The organism is Paenibacillus sp. ISL-20 (assembly GCF_018613005.1).
GTDB lineage: Bacteria > Bacillota > Bacilli > Paenibacillales > Paenibacillaceae > Paenibacillus_AQ.
This window is the reverse complement of sequence record NZ_JAGGRD010000001.1, coordinates 214,901-234,280: the sequence shown is the minus strand read 5'-3', so window position 1 is coordinate 234,280 and position 19,380 is coordinate 214,901. Positions and strand designations below refer to the sequence as shown.

Here is a 19,380-nt window from a genome sequence, read left to right as displayed (position 1 = left end):
GTGAACTAGTCAAAAAAAAGGAGGTTTATGATGGGAGTAATAAATGATCAAGAAGTGGAAGTTAAATGGGCATACAGATCAAAGACTTACTATATTAAATTGGGCATACCTTATACAAAAATAGGTGATAGCTTTAAGGTTGCATACAAAATGCTTCCTCAAAACGCCAATGTAGAAGTGCTAATAGAATGTAATAACTGTGGTAAGCAAGTTTATAAAAATCTTCAAGGGTTAAGAGATCGTGAGATCACTTTTTGTAATCCTTCTTGTACTCACGAATCTAAAAAACGGAGAGTTGCATTTAATTGTGATTCGTGTGGAAAACGAGGTGAAAAGACCCAGTACCAATTCAACAAACACAAATATCATTTCTGCAACAATGAGTGTTCATCTAAATTTGACAGATCATATGCACCAGTGATGACTTGTATATGCAAACAATGCAATGAGAATTATGATGTTGCACTGTCACAACATAAAAGATACGGATCGAAATTCTGTAGTACGAAATGCAGAAATAAATGGGAAAGTATCAACATTCGAGGTAAAAATCATCACCGATATAATAAATTACAAAGGAACTGCAATTATTGTGACACCACAATAGAGGTTTCAAGATATAAAGTTTCTGAAGAAGCTAGACATTTTTGCAATACATACTGCCGTCAACGTTGGTATGCGGAAGTCTGGTCTCAGCAACCCCACTGGAAAAAAGAAAGCGCCAAAAGAGCCATAGAAATGTTAAATAAAGGTTTGTTTAAACATACGAATACATCATGTCAAAATGCAGTAAACAGTATTCTGAGTAAATTATCTATAGACTTTATTAATGAATATGATTGCAAGTACTATTCTATAGACAACTATCTCCCTGAACACAACCTGATGATTGAAGTTATGGGATCATTTTGGCATTGCGACCCAAGAATCTATAAAGAGGTCAATTACGATATTCAATCGAAACGCATAACAAAAGATTCAAGCAAAAATAAATACATAAAAAATCATTATGGTATCAATATATTATACCTATGGGAAAAAGATGTTCATGAAAGCCCTCTTCTTTGTCAAAAACTTATAGAGCATTATGTAGATAACAAAGGTATTCTTGATGATTTCCACAGTTTTAATTATGAATTATATAGCAATCGAGTTAATGTGAGAGATTCGCTATTAATTCCTTTTTTCAACAAGACTTCTTTTAAATAAATATAAATAATCACTTACAACATATAAGGAAGTGAGCGCATGTCAGACCAGCTTAAGATACTCATATCAGCCGAGTTAAATCAAGGTTTAGCTCTTCGTGATATAAACACAGCAATTAAAGCCCTTGGCAAATCCAAACATCTTCAAAAACTCAACCTAAAAATTAATGTTGATGAAAGCTTCGTAAAGTCAATCAATAAATTTATTGAATCAACAGGTAAACTCAATGCTGCTTTGGCTTCACAAAACAATGTGGTTCAAGAAACGATTACTGAACACCGGAAACTTGATGGTAGTATTCAGAAAACCACTGAGCAAATCCTGAAAAATGGCGAAATTATCAATCGAACAAAAGTTATCCATGATGCTAATAAAAAAGCAATTCAAGCGGAATCTCAAGGTTATGAGTCACAAATTAAGACCTTACAACAGCTTGAAAAAGAACTCATAGGCTATACTCTTGCCAAGTCAAAAGCTAATAAGAATGCTTATGGTCAGGTATCAAGTTATTCTAACACTTATCAAAATGAACTCGGGCAAAAAATTAATGTTCGTACTGACCCTACAGGCAAAGTTAAAAATTATGATGAGATAACTGATTACCTTAAACGGCAACAAGATGTCCTAGCTCAAGAACAAGCAATCAATAAGCAACGAGAACAAAACGCAAAAGAGGAATACAACACTCGAAAAGCACTTCAGGACAAAACTGAGAAAGAACAAGCTGCCCACTATAAACAATTAGAGGCTCTTGATAAGGCCCATTATCAAGCACTAAAAACTGATAAAGAACGTAAAGAAGCTCTAGAAAAAACACATTATCTTGCCCTTCAACAAAACGCAAAGCGTGAACAACAATATCAGAAGAATTTAGCAGAAACTGAAACAAAGATTGCAGATATTAAGCGTAGATTTGGTAACGATTCAAGTGTTAGTAGTGGACTAGTTGGCATCGAGAATCAACTTGGTCAAATGAAATCTGTTGGCAGTATTGGTGATTTTAAATCAAGATTTGATCAACTAAACACACAATTAAAACAAGTCGCTGCAAATGCTAAGACAGCAACAAGTCACACTGTTGGGTTTGGAGAAGCTCTGAAAACAGCTATGTCTCGCTTTCCAGTCTGGATGGCAGCTGCCACATTGTTCTACGCGCCGATCAGAGCATTGCAAAATGGTATTCAATACATATATGAATTAGATACAGAAATGACCAACCTCCAAAAGGTTACAGAAAATACAGCAGAAGAATACCGTCAATTTATCCAAGATGCTCGTGGTATAGGCGATGCAATTGGTGGTTTGACTCTAGATGTGGTCAAATCAACAACTGAATGGGCACGACTAGGATATACGATTCAAGAAGCAAAAGCACTCGCCAAAGAAACACTGGTTTATCAGAATGTTGGTGACATTGAATCAGCAGAAAAAGCATCGCAGGCTTTAATTGCCACAATCAAAGGTTTCGGTGTTGAGGTAGATGTTCAAGGTAAAAACATTGCAAAAGTCGTTGATATTTACAACGAAGTTGGTAACAAGTTTGCAATTAGCTCACAGGGTATCGGTGAAGCAATGAGACGTTCTGCAGCAAGTTTAAGTGGAGCTGGCAACACAATTGAGCAATCGGTAGCCATGATCACAGCTGCAAATACGACTATTCAAGACCCAGCAAGAGTAGGCAATGCATTAATTTAGTGCCCTTATACAGTAATGTATATTGAATAACCCAGAATATGCGGGAAGTTCCTTAGAGCCTTAATTACTAAACCATATTAGAAATGATATGGTGGCAAAGAGTAATGTCTTTGGTAAAGTAAAAATATTAAGGATTGGATGATCCGCAGACACAGCCCTTAAAAGGGAAGGTCTCAACGACTGCCAATGGGTATCCTAAAAGGATAATGGTACAGTCTAATCCCTAAAAAATATGTCGAAAGACAGGGTATAATTGTAAAAACAATTTCTATGCGTATTAGAGGTGTAAGTGAGGATGGCGAAGATTTAACCAAACTCCTTCCTACTCTTGAGGCTAAATTCGCTTCTGTCGGCCTAACTCTCAAAAAGGATGACCAAACATTTAAAAGCACATATGAGATATTTGAAGACCTAGCTTCCGTTTGGGGTCGACTATCTGACTTCCAACAAGCTGAATTTGTCGAGCTTGTAGCAGGTAAGCATCAAGGTAATATTGCTGCGTCTATGGTTGCAAACTGGAAAGATGCTCAAGCTTCACTTGAAGCAGGTCTCAATTCATTCGGTAGTGCTACAAGAGAGAATGAAGTTTATCTACAATCCATGCAAGGAAAGTTGGCACAGTTTAAAAATGCAGCGAATGCTTTTTGGAGCGACAGCATTAACTCTGATTTTCTTAAATCTCTAATTGACTCAGGTACTGCACTGATCAAAGTACTTGATAATCTAGGGACAACAATGTTATTGCTAACCGGAATTTTTCTAACCTTTAAACATAAGGCAATTGCTAATTTTGTTATAGGTATGGCTACTGCAACTAAAGGATTGTTTGCATTTAGAACTGCTGCAACTGGAGCAACGGTAGCAATGAAAGGATTACAACTTGCCTTTGGTTGGATAGGTATAGCTACAGCACTAGGGACTTCACTCTATGCATTATTCAGCAAAACCAAAGAATCAGCGGATGAAGCCACTGAAAGTTATAACACACTAAAGGAAAGCATTACAGATACCTCATATAACGTTTCACAACTGGAAAGTTTGAATGAGGAATATAAATCGGGCAATAAGACGCAAGAAGAACTACTTGAGATTCGTGAAAAAATGAAAGAAATAATGCCTTCAATCATTAGTCATTATGATGAGGAAGGAAAGGCAGTTTATAAGACCGGACAGGAAATTGACGGATTAATCCAGAAAGAAAAAGATCTGCTTTCTGCAAAACAGAACTCCCTTTCAATGATGGCATCGGAAATTCTAAAAGAACCAACACAAAATATTGTTGATGCAAAAATCGAAATAGACAAGTCTCAACTTGAGCATCAATATGCTGAAGCATCTAAAGCGGCAACAGATTATGTCAGCAATTTTCTAAAAGACAATAAAATCACTGTAGACCAAATTTTCGATTTAAAAGATTTAAGCAAATTAGATAAATTTCAAAGTGACATTGAGAAAATATTTGCAGACCGAGGCTTTGGTCAATATGATGCGAACAAATTTTTCGCTGCACTCAATCAGAGTGATGCCGATTTCACAAAATTTATAGAGTTAATTAATAGTAATTTTGCCAAGGTTGATGAAGCTATTTCAGCCAACAAAGCAAAGATCGATGAAGCAAAGATGAAGTTCGTGTCGAGTTTTGGAGACATCAACCAAGATTTAATGAATTCTTTATCCAACAACGATCAGAATCTAAAAAACATTCTCGATAAAGTTGCTCAAGAATATGTAAACTCAGTTGACATAACAAAAGACAACAAAGATTCAATTATTTCAAACTACAGAAAACTATCTAAAGATATAGCTAATGCCATTACAAAAGACAATCTGAATCTTTCTAAGATGTTTTCCACTGGAGATTTTACCAACCTTTCTAACACTTTATCCCCTCTTGAAAAGCAGTTTCCCCAACTTGAATCCGTGATAACTAGCTTTTCAAACAGCGTTAAAGAGTCTAGTAGAGCAACTGGTGAGTTAGCTAATAATGTTTTAACCTTAAAATCTCAATTAGACAATGTTGCCAAGTCGAAAACCAACATACAGTTACTCAACAAAGCCCAAAAGGAATTGAAGGATACGAATCATGTATCAATTGATACAATGATTGACTTGATTGAAATTTATGATGACTACATTAATGTATCTAACTTAAGTAAGGAACAAATTTTAGAATACATTGAAGTAAAAAAACAGGAAGAAATAGCTGTAGTTGGTGTTGAAAAAGCTAAGGCTAAAGCCTTTATTGATACCGCTCGTGCTGGATTGCTTGCAATGAAAGCTGCAAATTCTGTAAGCATTGTTCCCATTCCAGAGGCAACTTTTTTACTTGCTGAAGAAGCAATCAATCAACTTGAAAACCGATTAGGTCTACTAGATGCGGCTACTCAAGATCTCATTTACACTTCTGAAGAAAATAATCGCGAACAAGAAAAAAGTAATGACACTTATTCGGAAACCAATGAGATTCTGACAGAGACACAAAAACGACTTCGTGCAATCCAAACGGAACTTGATAAGCTTAACAACAAACGAAGTAAAATCAGAAAAGGTTCTGCAGAGTATCGTAAATCACTGATGGAAGAGATTTCTCTTCTCAAGGAACAAAAGAAACTATACGAGGATGGAATCAAGAATCCAGAGAAACTGGTTTCCACAAAGGTTACCACTACCTCAAAGAGTGCTAGTGCTTCGGGTTATACAGGTACAGTCACCTCCTCTTCTCCCACCAATGTGTCTGGTAACTATGCGTCAATAATTAACCATTATGCTTCACAATATGGTGTAGATCCAAAACTTATTGCAGCTATCATTCAAACCGAGAGTGGATTTAATTCCAATGCTGTCTCTTCTGCTGGAGCTCAAGGCTTAATGCAACTCATGCCGAAAACAGCAAAGGGATTAGGTGTCAAAAACAGCTTTGATCCTGAGCAAAATATTAAAGGTGGAACCTCTCACTTTGCTCGGTTGGTTAAATTGTATGAAGGAGATATTGAACTAGCCCTTTATGCGTATAATGCTGGTGAAGGCAATGTTAACAAATGGAGAAAGAATGGTCAAATAAACAATATTCCATTTAAAGAGACTAGAAACTATGCTCCAAAAGTATTAGCCAACTTCAATGCTATGGGTGGAGCTGTAACTGCCACAACTACCTCCTCTTCTTCTACTGTTCCTCCTGTTTCTTCGAGTAGTACAGCAAAAAACAAAATTACACTTCCATCAAAAAGCGAACTCGAAGAAGCTAAGAATAATGCTATTAATACCGTCAGCACTCTAGAAAGCACTATCTACAATAAGGTAATTGATTTTATTAATGATGTTGTTGTGGAGTCCAACAACAAAATTGAAAAATTCGAAAATAGTATAAACAGATCTGAGAATAAGCAATCTAAATACTCTGAGACATCAAAAGAATGGCGTAAAGAAGAAATGTCTCAGATTAGTTATCTCACTAAACAACAAGATGAGCTACACAATCAAAACGAACGATTAAAACAACTAGTTAAGGAAAAGCAAATAACTTCAGGTGAATTTGATAAGTTGATGGAACAAAATAGCCTAAAATGGCTTGATATCCAGGAACAGAAACAAAAAAAAACCTTTGATTTATTTTCAAGTTCACTGAATGAGATTGATGAACAGATTGCGTCATATGGAGATAAAATTGCATTTTCAAATGCAAAACTAGCAAGTATGGCCGAAGGAACTGAAAAGTACAATAAAGAACTGTTAAATCAAATTCCCTTATTAAAAGAACAACAGAAACTCGCCTCTAAGGAAGCTGATTTAATACGTGAACAGTTGAAAAAAGAAAAGTTAACTATTGCTCAAAAGAAAGAATTAAGTGAACGCTTAAATCAATTGTCCACTAATTGGTGGGATTACCAGGCAGCTATAAAAGACGTCAATGAAACAATCATAAGAGAACGTGAGTCAGCTGCAGATAAAATAATTGACAATTACAAACGAATGCTTGAGAAAGAAAAAGAACTCGCCCTTAAAGCATATCAAGAACAGACTGACGCTGAAAATAAGCGTCATGAACAACGAGTTAACAACTTAAATGAAGAGTTGAAACTTTTCGAGGACGTTATTGCTGCTCAATTGGAGTCACTGGATCGTCAATATTCTGAAGACGACTACAACACTGAGTTAAATAGCAAACTAAAAGAACAACAGAAGATTCAAGACGACATCAACAAACTGGCATTAGATGATTCTATTGAAGGCAAGGCTAGAAAGAAAGAGTTAGAAGAGCAACTGACTGCAAAAGAAGATGAAATCTTTAAATTTAGACAGGATCGTGAACGTGAACTGCGTAAGCAAAACTTAAGTGATCAGTTGGAGGCTAAGCGCGATCAACTTGAGCAGGAAAAGAAAGCGGAAGACAACAGTCACGAGCACAATCTCGACAACATAGAGAAAGAAAAGAAAGCAAAGGAACAGTTTTATAATGACATCTTAGACAATGAAAAATACTTCTATGATATGAAGCAAAATCTGATGAGCGAGGATGCTTCCATTGTTGAGGGACAACTCAATCAAATTAAAGGCCGTTACTCTGAGTTCTTTGATTTCCTTAAACAACAAGCATTCGAAACGAGTCAAGCATTTGAGAATCTTAACTATGGTTTTACTAATGATTACGATAATATTGGCAAATTTCCTCCTTCTTCTTCTGGTAGCAATTCAGATGAACAAAAGAACGCTGCATGGCAGCAATATCTGAGCAATAAGCAACAAGCAGAAAACATGACTAGAGAAGTTATCCAAATGCAACGGGATAAAAAACCCGACACTAAAGCTATTAAAAATAAGCAAGATCAAATTACCTCTCTTCGTTCACAGAATGATGCCTATCGTGCTCAGTATGGTTTCCCAGATGGAAGCTACGATCAAATTAAGAACATTGTAATGTCTGCCAAGACTGGAGGAATGACTCCTTCTTGGGGCTCGGAAGGCAAATTCCTTCTTGCTCATGAAAAGGAATTAATTCTTAATAAGGTTGATACTTCAAATCTTATAAAAGCCGTAGATATCACAAGAGGGATTGTAAACAAAATAAAAGACTTCAATCATACTCTCTTCAATAATCAAAGATCAGGTCAATTAGCAACTGATACTGGAAATGTCTACTTAGACATCCACATCGACAAACTAATTGGAGACGAGCAAGGAGCTAATAACTTCTTTGGAATTATTCAAAATAGATTAAAGAATCGGAAGTTTTAAATTATCTTAAGGAGACGTTTCTTGGAGCGTCTCTTTTTTACATTGAGGTGAAATAAGTGCCCATAGCCGAAAGTCTGTACTTCGTGTATGACGGAATTCGCAGCGATGAGATGGGTTTGATTAATGTTAACCTTCAAGTTGGCATGCAAGAAGAATCCTTTCTTCCCGAGCAAACAATAAAAGAGGTTACAATTCGAGGTCGCGATACTCCATATTTTATTGAAACCGAACGGAGACCATTCACCATCTCTCTTTCATTTGTTTTCGAGAATGATTTTGATGATGAACAGCTTTTTAGGGTGGCAAACTGGCTTGGAAATCAGCACTATTATAAACCATTATACTTCTCGGATAATATCGATAAATGGTATTACGTCTTATACACTGGTGGTGCAAGCTTGTTGCATAATACCTTAAAACAGGGTTATATCCAAATTCAAATGCGAAGTCTTAGTCCATACACATACTCCCCCATCTATGAGTCAAACATTTATGACTTGTCTACCAATGCATTTGGTGGAACCGAAATCACTATAGAAAACAAAGGGAATAAATTGTGCAAGCCTGTCACCGTGATTGAGAAGGTTGGTAATGGTTCAATTAAAATTGTAAATATGTCCAATCGAGGAAATACATTTGAAGTTATAAATCTGGTAAATGATGAAATTATTACGATTGATTCTGATAAAGAAGATATCGTCTCAGATATTCCACTTACATATCATTTTGATGATTCATTTGGCCCCTTCCCCTACTTTGTTCCAGGCATGAACTATTTAATGATCCATGGAAACTGCAAAATCAAATTTAAATATCAATTTATCAACATTGGTTAAGGGAGAAGTCATATCGTATGGAAATAGAGTTTAATGAAATCGAGAGACCAAGATATTACTTGTGTAAGCCGGACTTGCAAAGAAGTACTATTGCTAGGCTGATTGAGGTATATGATGATAAGCAATCATTAAAAAGAGGAAATAACAGTGAGCTTACATTTACCCTTCCCATCCACATTCTAGATCAAGGAAAAATGGTTAAAAATAAACATATTGATATGTTGAAAGAGCGTTTTATTATCCGCTTTGAAAAGGGAATACAAAAGGAATATTACATTATTGACAAAATAACTAAGTCAATGAATGATTCAGATTCCGTATCTGTTCAATGTTACGGTTTGGGATTTGAGTTAGATAGTAAATTAATTAAAGACTACAGTGTCACTTCTTACACTCTCACTCGAATAGTACATGACTTACTGAAAGCAACAATTTGGAACATTGGCTATGTAGATCCACAATTTGAACTTAAATATCGTTCATTTGATTTTAATGGCAGTGTATTCGAAGCAGTTCATGAAGTGGCAACTACCTTCCAGGCGTTAATTGTATGGAATACGATTGAACGAACTATCAGTTTTTATGATCCTGAAACTTTTGGAATGAATAAAGGTTTTAAGGTCAAGTATGGCAAGCTAATGCAAAGTGTGTCTCAAGAATTGAATACCGATGAGTTTTGTACTCGTCTCAAAATCTTTGGAAAAGACGGAATTTCAATTCAAGATGTAAACCCATTAGGATCAAATTTCATTCAAAGTTTTTCTTATTTTATGTACCCATTTAAAAAAGAAAACGGAGTAGTAGTACAACATAGCTATTACATGTCTGATGAATTGTGTAATTCTCTAATAGCGTATAATGAGCTCGTTAACAATAACAGTTCTACGTTTGCAAATCTTCTTAAGCAAAAAACAAGCCTACAAGAACAATTATCGGTCAAAGATAATGAACTAAGTAAACTTAAAAATGAGCTAGATATTATTGAGGATAATCTTGCAACTGCGAACGCAACGGGACAGCCAACACAAGAACTCATTAACCAGAAGAACCAGAAGCAAATCGCTATAAACAACAAGCAATCAGAGATTAAAACTCTTAAAGACAGTATTTCAATTGTTGACACTCAAATAACATCATTAGGAAATCGCCTGAAGATAGAAAACAATCTCACTGCTAATGAACTGAAAGAGCTAAACCAATTCATTATTGAAAAAGAGTTAGTGGAGAACAACATTTCAGATCCTTTAGAATTATACGAATATGCAAAAAAGGCATTTGAAAAAATAAGAGAACCCAAGATTATAGTACAGCTTGATATCGTTAACTTTTATGAAATTTTAACAGAACTATATAATAAAGATAAACTAATGGTTGGAGACATTATTACTGTTGAACATGAGGCATTGGGAATACACATAAAAGCACACATTTCAGAGATTAATTTTGATTATCAATCATCCTCTATAAATGTAGTTGTAACAAACGCAGAAGAACTCATTTCTGATGAAGAGCGATTTATTAAACAGCTATATAAAGTTACCAGCACCTCAAATACCGTTGATATGAGTAAATATAAATGGAATGATGCCAAGGCTACGGTAGATGATGTTACTACAATTATCAATAATACTTGGAATGCTGTAAAACGAGACATTATAGCTGGTGTCAATGAAGATGTCGAGATTTCAAGGCGAGGAATCATTATTAGAGATCCCAATAGTCCCAACAAAATCTTGATTTTGCAACATGGGCAATTAGCTCTTTCATCTGATGGCGGTAACACATGGAAAACAGCGGTCACTTCTGATGGCGTTGTCCAAGACAATATTCGCTGTGGCTTCTTTAAGGGGGAATCATATGCTAAAGACTAAATACTGTCAAATAAAATGGAATTCGAAAACCAAATCTCACTATCTTAGCAAGGGATATTCTTTTACTAAAATAGGTGACTTCTTTACAGTTGTAGTTGATGATTTACAAAAAAGCAGCAGCGTTGAAGTTGAATCTTACTGTGATTATTGTTTAGAAGAAGGGGTTCAAACTTTATTGAAGAATACTTACTATTTCTATAATAAAAGGAGAGAAATTACTCCTAAGGACTGCTGTAAGAAATGCTCTCCCAAAAAATTTAAGGAAACATGCTTAACTACTTATGGTGTTGAGAATGTATTTCAGAATAAGGCAATTAAAGAAAAATCAAGTGAGACTCAACTAAAAAAATATGGTTGTCTATACTCACAGACAGAAGAAAGAAAAATAAAAATTAAAAAAACGAATATAATTAAGTACGGATTTGAAAGCCCCATGCAAAATAAAAATGTACGACTTAAAGCTATAAAAACAAACATAAGCAGATATGGTGCAACAAATCCCATGAAAAATGAACAAATTAAAGAAAAGTTTTTGCTATCTATAAAAGAAAAGTATGGCGTAGAGAATATATCTCAAACAGATAATTATAAAGAAAAGTTCAAAAACACTTCAATTAAAAAGTTTGGAACCGCTCATCCGTTTCAGAGTAAAGAAGTCAAAGAAAAAATAATTAAAACAAATATAAAAAAATACGGCTTTAAAAGTTCAATGCAAAATAAGGAGATTAGAGAAAAGGCCTCCAAGACTCTTTCAGAGAACGGAAATGTGAAAACTTCTTCACAGCAGTTAGTACTATTCAATTTACTTAAAGAGAATAATTATGAAGTGAAACTTAATTATAATGTAGGTTCCTTATTTTTAGATGTCGCTTTATTCATCAATGAAACAATGATTGACGTTGAATATGATGGCTCATATTGGCATCAAGACGCTCAAAGAGACCGCCGCAGAGATGAATATTTAAAGTCTTTGGGGTGGAAAATCATTCGAATAAAAAGCGATAGAGCGATGCCTAGCATTGAAGAAATTGAAGTACTTATAGATAAATTAGTAAATACCGATAGGTTATTCTGTAGAATCGAGATTGGTCGTGATTGTTCATGAGTTCTTGTCTGATCATTCAGAAAAAAGATCAAATATGGGTAGGATCTGATACGGCTATTTCAACAAGTATAAAAGGAAATGCCTATAGAGTTTCAAATGAAGGAATTAAACTTTTTAATATTGACAAAAATATTGTTTTTTGTTCAGGTTCCCTCTCACTATCATATTCTATAATGAGTAAATTTCAAAGTTCCAGGATAAGAAGTGTTGACACATTATCAACAATAGCGAGAAGTGAGTACGAAAAATGTTCGATACACAATAAGAACCTTGACATTATATTTTGCAGTGTTTCAGAAAAAATGTCTACAGTAGTTCAAATCTCTCCTTATAATGACTTCATTCCAATAAATAACACAATAGAAGATGATAATTTAGGTTTGTATTCTGCAGGAATAAAAACAAACGAGATTTGGAATAAGGCTTACCACTTAATTACCAATCATGAATCGCTTGAGCAGATTTTTATTAAATCTTTCTTCTTCATCAATTCCGAAGAAGTTGGAGGTAATATTAAAGTTTACTCATTGAACAAAAATGGTAGCCATATTTTTATTGATCGCATAATGCCCGATAACAAGATACGTTGGTGGAAAAGTGAAGAAAGGAATGGTCAGTCGCATCTCGTTATTGCAGAACGCATAATCGGCAAACTGTTATTGGGTAACAAACTGTTGATCTCCGATGACTTAGGTACATTTACAATTGAAGGAAATTTGCTGACAATTAAAGATAAAAATCAAAAAGTTCGTGTCCTATTGGGAGAGTATAAAACAAATACATATGGGTTGGCGATGTATGGTGACAACGGCAAGACAATCATTGATCAAGATGGCATTCTCTCTACTGACACCGTTCAAGAAGCTGATAACGTGGACTCTACTCACCCATTGAAATTAAAATTCTATATTGATCCCGATGTAATTAGGATTGATAAAGTTAAACTTAGTTTCTCGCTTGAGCGTTTCAGGGCATATAGTAAGGGTGCAGCTAGTCAAACAATCAACCTGACATCAACCCAATCTGAAAGGATAAATCTGACGACGACTGAGAGTGCATCAATTGACCTCCATTCAACGTCTCCCCAAAATATATCGGGAGGAACGGAAACACAAGGAACATATTTTGGTACTGGTGGACACAATCATGGTATAGCCGAAGGAACAAGATTGGCTACACACCCCGTTTCCGGTGCTGGATATGTAACATGGGTTCCATCAGGTTCACATTCACATCCAATTAGTCTAGGCTCTCATACACACGGTATAACGGTTCCTTCACACAGCCATTCTATATCAATGCCTTCACATTCACATCAAATTTCGATGCCCTCTCATTCACACGATATAGTTTACGGAATCTATGAGGGTACATATGCAACTGGAGTTCAAGTAATTATTGATGGAGCAATGAGAGATGGAACAATGTATGGGTCAGATAGAAATATTGATATAACTCAATGGATCACAACACCAGGATGGCACACCATTGAACTCACTTCTTCTCAATTGGGACGTATAAATGCATCAGTTTACATAAAGTCATTTGTCGGTGCATAAAGAAAGGATAACAATATGTACGAAGTTCTTATACATTGGGCAGAAATCATAATTGGAAAAGAAGTCTTAGATAAGAGCACTATCTCTCCTCCTATATTCCCCGATACATTTAATTCAGACAACTTTAAACTGGGATACATAGAAGTATCTAGCCAAGATACCAATGCTACACATATACACTATTTCATTGGTATTGAAGAAAGTAACGAACAGAGTTCAGATTACAGGTTTTTAGGAAATATTTCATTCCCAAAAGATGCCGACCAGAACACATTCTTAGAGTATTTGAACACTGTCTTAATTTAAAAACAGAACATATAAACAATACGGAGGAGTCATATGTCAGCGTTTGATTACTTAAATTCAACAATAACTAAATACCGTGCTGGAACATCGGATGACCCCTATATAGATATTACCGAGTCAAGAAAAGTAATTAAGGGGCAAATACAGCTTAATGAGATACCAGTCTTTCTTAACAAGGTAAAAATAAACAACATGTTTGAAATACCTCCTACAGATAAAAGCGACATAAATGAGAACGAATATCGCGTTGACTATGTAGAAGGTATTGTATCTTTCCATTCGTCTGCAGAAGGTAAAACAGTCACAGCTACATACAAAGGGCGGGGTAATCATTATATTAGTGCTGCTAGAGTATGGACACATGAAGAAAATGGAGATGTTAAACAAACTTTGCAAGATGTTACTGATGCGGCCTCCAACTTCTTCTATGGTGGTATCTACTCTCCTACTACTCAATACGAAACATATAATATAGTAAGATATCTAGGTTCTTCTTACATATGTATCAAAGCAACAAAGGGCAATGAACCAACAAATACCGAGTATTGGGCCTTACTCTCTGGGTACAGTTTTAAAGGATTATATTCCTCTCAAACTAACTATAGCGGTGGAGACGTTGTTGTTGATGAGAACAATCATAAGATGCTTCAGTCTAAAACTGATAATAACCAGAACAATCCTTTAACTGACGAAAACAATTGGCAACTATTAATGGATTTAACCAGTGTTGTTGCTACTGCAAATGCTGCTACTAATTCTGCTAATACTGCCGCACAAAATGCGAATAATGCCACGCAAGAAGCTGATCAAGCAACTCAAGGTGCAATTACTGCTAAAAATAATGCAGATGAAGCTACTGCGAATGCAAACAATGCTGCTACTGCTGCCAATGATGCCGCATCATCTGCAAACAACTTAGTTGATACTTTTGTTTCAAAGGGACAATATAGTGCAACAACCCCCTATAATGTTAATAACATTGTTCTATATAACGGAAGTAGTTGGAGATGTATAAAATCTTCTCAGGGCAATACTCCATCTGAAGGAGAGTTTTGGACATTAGTTGCAATTAAAGGTGTCGATGGAAATGGTGCAGTTTCAACAGTGAATGGACTCAGCCCTGATCAATCAGGAAATGTTGTATTGGTAGCTGATGACATTGGGGCTGAGACTCCATCTGGAGCACAAGGCAAGGTTGATGTACTCGCAGGACAAGGGAACACTAAAACGGTTAAACAGGTTTCTGATGAAATTGGGGTTTTATCAAATTTACAAACAACAAATAAAGAAAGTTTAGTTGGAGCAATCAACGAAAATGTTGCGCAGTTGGAATCAAAAACGTTGTCCGCTGGAAAAGTTAAAACGGCTTCGATGTATTCCCGTGCTATTAACGATATGGGAGCGATCCCAAACAACGCTCTATCAACCGCTCTGCAAGCCATTGAAATAGGCACATTAAGAATTGCTGTTATGGGTGACTCAATCAGCGCTGGTGGCGATTTGGTTTTACCGTTTGAGGGGTATGTTGATCGTCTAGAACGAACTCTTAAACAACAACTCCCTAGGACAGCAGTCACTCTTCAAAACTTTGCTTTGGGTGGAAGAAGAATAAGCAATGCACTTGATCCTAATTTTGTTGGAGGAACAAGTAATACAGACACAACATTCTATACATCATGGTCAGTTATCGGAAAGTCTTGGTTGGACACTGTCAAGGACTTTAATCCGGATCTGCTTATAATTGCCTTTGGAATGAACGAAGCGTGGGTAGCAACGTCCGACAACGACTTTTACAAAAGGTTGAAATCCCTGGTTGATGCATCACAAACATGGGCATCAAAACCCAGCACTGTATATGTAACGACGATCCTGCCAACTAAAAACCCTGAATATTACGACCAGCGGCAAGATATTACAAAGTCCGTAAACAGAGCAGGTCGTGTTTTAGCGAAAGAATACGGTTTGCCGATTATAGACGCTGGACGATTGTGGGAAATCGTTCGAGATGGTATTGACGATCCGTATACGTCAGCTATTAAAATTTCTAATTTTTCTGACTATGCCGATTGGACAGGAGATAAAAGTTCGTTCACACTTGCTGGTGGAGTACTATCGCCTAATGCTGGGGTAACGGGTAAATACGTACTTAACCCGAGGTCGTTTTATAACGGTGATTTTTCAGTTACCATCAATCCATCAGTAGAGGACGTAAATGGAACGGCGTGGATCATGTACCGATACAGCGACCTAGGTCATATGTTGGTGATGGCTGGAGCTGGGTCAGGGACGGGATTTTTACGACTATACACATTTGACGATGGCAGCTATGTTCCGTTGGTTGATTTGGCAAACCTAAACATTCCGGTTAATACAGAGTCGAGAATAACCGTTCGAGCGCTGGATGACCGGCATCAAGTTTTTCTGAATGGCGGTTTAACGATCGATCATAAAACAGCAACCAATTTCCACGAGGGCGGTATTCGGCTAGGAAGTAATTTCACACCACCCAAATATTCAAGTCTGGATATAAATTATGCTGAACCATTAAAAGGGGAACCCATTTACACAGAGCTGGAATTACTCGGCCCGTTTGGTAATGATCCGCAATCAGGAAACGGTATAAATCATCCCACAGGACTAGGAACCGCGGTATCTTATTGCGCTGCCTATGGAGGTTTGGTTCAAACGTTGTCAGAAAGGAAAAACAACAAAGGCATGTTCTTGCCACATCGAATTCCTAACACAGAACAAGGTTGGTTCCCAACACCTGCAGGCTGGACACAAACAAACTCTTCCGGGGAAACGTTGTATACAATTGCTGTTCCGTTGTACAGAAAAAAACTCGGAGTCGCTTTGCGAAATATTGATACAGGTGAATATTACACGCTTGTAAATGCGGATTCCACCACTGATTTAGCAGATGTGACTAGCGGAAAATTTGCTTACTTGGAAAATATCAATGGGAATGATTTTGTTATCGTTTCTTCTCCCGCTGGACCACCAACCCAAGCGTTTGATGTTTACAAGTACAATGAGTAGTTTTTTGAAAGAAACTACTCATTGATAAAAGAGGCATTTCATCAACTTTTCACGCACAAAAAAGCCTTATTTTATAAGGGTTTTTGAAATCGAGAAATTATATCAAATATAGAATTTTGTTAGAGGGCTCTTCATAATTGAGGAGTCCTCTTTATTTTTATACTACCAAGGAGAAGTTAAAAATGTTAGGAGAATACGAATGGACAATATCACATTCAAAATATTAGCAAACAAGGATCATTCCCTTTTCTATGCTCTAACCGGAGTAACAGGGTCAATTGTATCTTATGCTTTTGGAGGTTGGAGTGGAGTGCTCGAACTATTGCTGATCTTCTTTGCTGTCGATTATATTACAGGCTGTGCTGCAAGTATTAAAACAGGCAAAGGATTGAGAAGTAAAGTTGGAATGTGGGGAATTATGAAAAAAGGTCTCATGCTTCTCCTAGTTTTTTTGGGGCATAAGATTGATACTGCAATGCAAATGAATTTTGTTATGAATGCCACAATTTACTTTTGGCTGGCAAATGAACTTGTTTCAATAACCGAAAATTATGGGCGACTGGGATTTCGCGTTCCTGGAGTATTTAAAAAAGTGATTACCGTATTACAGGAGAAAAGCGGAGAAGATAAATTTAACCAAAAATAAAAGGATGATATTTTCTTAAAAGCCCCTACTAGAAGCAATTGCGAAAGTATCATCCCAAAGAGATTATAGCATGCATGATGAACGATGGATATAGTTATTTAGTCTCCCCCACCCTTCTCTCTTAGAAAGGAGCAAGATATGATTAGAAACGGAAATTTTCTACTGATGGAAAAATCGGAATTTAGAGATTGGCTTAAACAGCAAGCCGTTACACGACCAATCAAAACATTGCAAGTGCACCACACTTGGATACCAAATTACACAACTCGTAAGAATCAAGATCCATTTAAATGTCTTGAAGGCATGAGAAATAGCCACTTGAAGCAAGGCTGGGTTGATATCGGTCAAAACTTTACTGTCCTAGAGACAGGCCAAATTGCTTATAGCCTTGGACGTGGCCTAAATGCAATTCCTGCTGGAATAAAAGGAGCAAATACAAACTCCTTGTGCATTGAAATAGTGGGAAACTTTGATATTGGTGGAGACAAAATGACAGAAGAGCAAAAGGACTCTGTAGTCCACTTATATGCCTGTCTTGCAGAAAAACTCAATATTACAGTTGATACAAATCACATAGTCTATCACCACTGGTTTGACTTAAATACAGGAAAGAGAATTGATTACTGATGAAACCAAAAGGTACAAAAGACTTTTTTCCTCGCAGTATGGACAAACATGATAGACTAAAAATAATTAAACCTCTTTTATTCACCCATTACGAAATTGAAGGAAAATTGTCATCAAGACTAATCGATGAATGTGATTACCTCCCCTCTTATTTAGTCAAGATCCTTGTTTGAAGATAAAGGAAAAAACATTGAACCATTGTACAAGTTCCTGGGTGTTGATATTCCGCATAGTCAAAAAAGATATTGCAACAAGAAAAAATACAACATCGATGAAGCACGTATCATATTTAATAAGAACGGATGGATGTACTTTGCTAGAACAATCTTACATTGATGCAAATACTAAGATGGCCTATATTTGTTCATGTGGGACTGTAAGCAAGATAGATTTACATAACTTTATTAGAGGAACTCGATGTCGTAAATGTGGATTACAAAAAATGACGGGGGCAAACAATCCAAATTGGATTGGGGATGCCAAAAACGAACTCAATAGAATCAGGAGTTCGAAAGAATATAGTAAATGGAGACAAAATGTTTTTGAAAGAGATGGTATACCTGTAAATGTTGCGGAGATAATCGCGGTGGTAACCTCCACGCCCATCATATAGAGAATTTCTCTTCAAGCGTCGAACTTAGATTTGCAGTAGATAATGGCATTACTCTTTGTGACCCCTGTCATAATCCAAACATTCAAGGATCGTTTCACAATATTTATGGCACCAGAAATAATTCAAGAAAGCAAATAGATGAATATATAAAAAATAGAAAAGAGATGATGTTATATGTCTCGTAAGACTTGCCCCGGTACTGCATTCTTCGGAGATGGCAATACAGTTGCTGCTGCAAAGAAAGGTTTCTTACCTGCCATCCAAAAAGAACTCAATCGACTGGTTAACAATATTAAGGAGGATGATGAGCCTATGACTTCATCTGAAAAACAAGAGTTTGAAAAACTACAACAGACTGTTAAAGAACTGAAGAACGAACTTAGTGCTTTAACTAACAGTAAAGACGTACTTAAGAATGGCATTCAAGAACAAGGTGCATCCATTAAGAATGTAAAAGAACGTGTAGAATCTTTAGAACATAAACATGTGATGGATATTCCTTCTTATGCTAAAGAGGCTGTAGAAGCTCTTACTAATCTTAAGGATCAGTGTGGAAATCCTGTGGTAAACACTCCTAAAGGTCGAAGTGCTGATTTCTATTCGCTTGTAACTGTTTTGTATCGTGCTGGCGTATTCAAATAA

At 36.2% G+C, this 19,380-nt stretch carries 11 protein-coding genes and 1 pseudogene; all 12 read left to right on the top strand.

All coding sequences use genetic code 11. The features are described 5' to 3' along the window. Positions 1 to 30: 30 nt before the first annotated feature. The 12 genes and pseudogenes from J7E85_RS01065 to J7E85_RS01015 all read left to right on the top strand — a co-directional run bounded on the left by J7E85_RS01065 (position 31) and on the right by J7E85_RS01015 (position 19,380). Positions 31 to 1,209 (top strand): PDDEXK family nuclease, encoded by a 1,179-nt coding sequence (locus tag J7E85_RS01065; protein WP_215154085.1) that lies wholly within the window; start codon positions 31 to 33, stop codon positions 1,207 to 1,209. A 39-nt stretch (positions 1,210 to 1,248) separates the two neighbouring features. Next, on the top strand, positions 1,249 to 2,904 hold the full coding sequence (locus J7E85_RS01060) for a phage tail tape measure protein (protein ID WP_215154083.1): 1,656 nt from the start codon (positions 1,249 to 1,251) through the stop codon (positions 2,902 to 2,904). A gap of 270 nt (positions 2,905 to 3,174) precedes the next feature. Next, on the top strand, positions 3,175 to 8,136 hold the full coding sequence (locus J7E85_RS01055; RefSeq protein ID WP_215154081.1) for a transglycosylase SLT domain-containing protein: 4,962 nt from the start codon (positions 3,175 to 3,177) through the stop codon (positions 8,134 to 8,136). 83 nt (positions 8,137 to 8,219) lie between these two features. After that, a complete protein-coding gene (locus J7E85_RS01050; protein WP_215154080.1) occupies positions 8,220 to 8,972 on the top strand; it encodes a phage tail domain-containing protein in 753 nt (250 codons plus the stop codon). Positions 8,973 to 8,989: 17 nt separating this feature from the next. Beyond that, positions 8,990 to 10,843, top strand: coding sequence for a phage tail protein (locus tag J7E85_RS01045; protein ID WP_215154079.1), 1,854 nt, complete (start codon positions 8,990 to 8,992; stop codon positions 10,841 to 10,843). Beyond that, a complete protein-coding gene (locus tag J7E85_RS01040) occupies positions 10,830 to 11,948 on the top strand; it encodes a DUF7487 domain-containing protein (RefSeq protein ID WP_215154078.1) in 1,119 nt (372 codons plus the stop codon). Before J7E85_RS01045 ends, J7E85_RS01040 begins: the two co-directional genes overlap by 14 nt. Then, positions 11,945 to 13,507: a hypothetical protein gene (locus J7E85_RS01035; protein WP_215154077.1), complete on the top strand. Its 1,563-nt coding sequence runs from the start codon at positions 11,945 to 11,947 to the stop codon at positions 13,505 to 13,507. The genes J7E85_RS01040 and J7E85_RS01035 overlap by 4 nt, the downstream gene beginning before the upstream one ends. Before the next feature lie 339 nt (positions 13,508 to 13,846). Beyond that, positions 13,847 to 16,852 (top strand): SGNH/GDSL hydrolase family protein, encoded by a 3,006-nt coding sequence (locus J7E85_RS01030; RefSeq protein WP_215154076.1) that lies wholly within the window; start codon positions 13,847 to 13,849, stop codon positions 16,850 to 16,852. Between the two features lie 199 nt (positions 16,853 to 17,051). Further along, complete coding sequence (locus J7E85_RS01025; protein ID WP_215154074.1) at positions 17,052 to 17,498, top strand: phage holin family protein; 447 nt, start codon at positions 17,052 to 17,054, stop codon at positions 17,496 to 17,498. 138 nt (positions 17,499 to 17,636) lie between these two features. Beyond that, positions 17,637 to 18,125, top strand: coding sequence for a peptidoglycan recognition protein family protein (locus tag J7E85_RS01020; protein ID WP_215154072.1), 489 nt, complete (start codon positions 17,637 to 17,639; stop codon positions 18,123 to 18,125). Positions 18,126 to 18,698: 573 nt separating this feature from the next. Then, positions 18,699 to 18,923, top strand: a pseudogene (locus J7E85_RS34725) (hypothetical protein); the annotation flags it as partial. Beyond that, positions 18,913 to 19,380, top strand: coding sequence for a hypothetical protein (locus tag J7E85_RS01015; protein WP_215154070.1), 468 nt, complete (start codon positions 18,913 to 18,915; stop codon positions 19,378 to 19,380). The pseudogene J7E85_RS34725 and the gene J7E85_RS01015, both read left to right, overlap by 11 nt.

Coding starts and splice junctions, on each gene's coding strand:
- J7E85_RS01065 (WP_215154085.1), top strand. CDS start 31: ATGGGAGTAATAAATGATCAAGAAGTGGAAGTTAAATGGGCATACAGA.
- J7E85_RS01020 (WP_215154072.1), top strand. CDS start 17,637: ATGATTAGAAACGGAAATTTTCTACTGATGGAAAAATCGGAATTTAGA.
- J7E85_RS01025 (WP_215154074.1), top strand. CDS start 17,052: ATGGACAATATCACATTCAAAATATTAGCAAACAAGGATCATTCCCTT.
- J7E85_RS01035 (WP_215154077.1), top strand. CDS start 11,945: ATGAGTTCTTGTCTGATCATTCAGAAAAAAGATCAAATATGGGTAGGA.
- J7E85_RS01045 (WP_215154079.1), top strand. CDS start 8,990: ATGGAAATAGAGTTTAATGAAATCGAGAGACCAAGATATTACTTGTGT.
- J7E85_RS01030 (WP_215154076.1), top strand. CDS start 13,847: ATGTCAGCGTTTGATTACTTAAATTCAACAATAACTAAATACCGTGCT.
- J7E85_RS01040 (WP_215154078.1), top strand. CDS start 10,830: ATGCTAAAGACTAAATACTGTCAAATAAAATGGAATTCGAAAACCAAA.
- J7E85_RS01055 (WP_215154081.1), top strand. CDS start 3,175: ATGCGTATTAGAGGTGTAAGTGAGGATGGCGAAGATTTAACCAAACTC.
- J7E85_RS01015 (WP_215154070.1), top strand. CDS start 18,913: ATGTCTCGTAAGACTTGCCCCGGTACTGCATTCTTCGGAGATGGCAAT.
- J7E85_RS01060 (WP_215154083.1), top strand. CDS start 1,249: ATGTCAGACCAGCTTAAGATACTCATATCAGCCGAGTTAAATCAAGGT.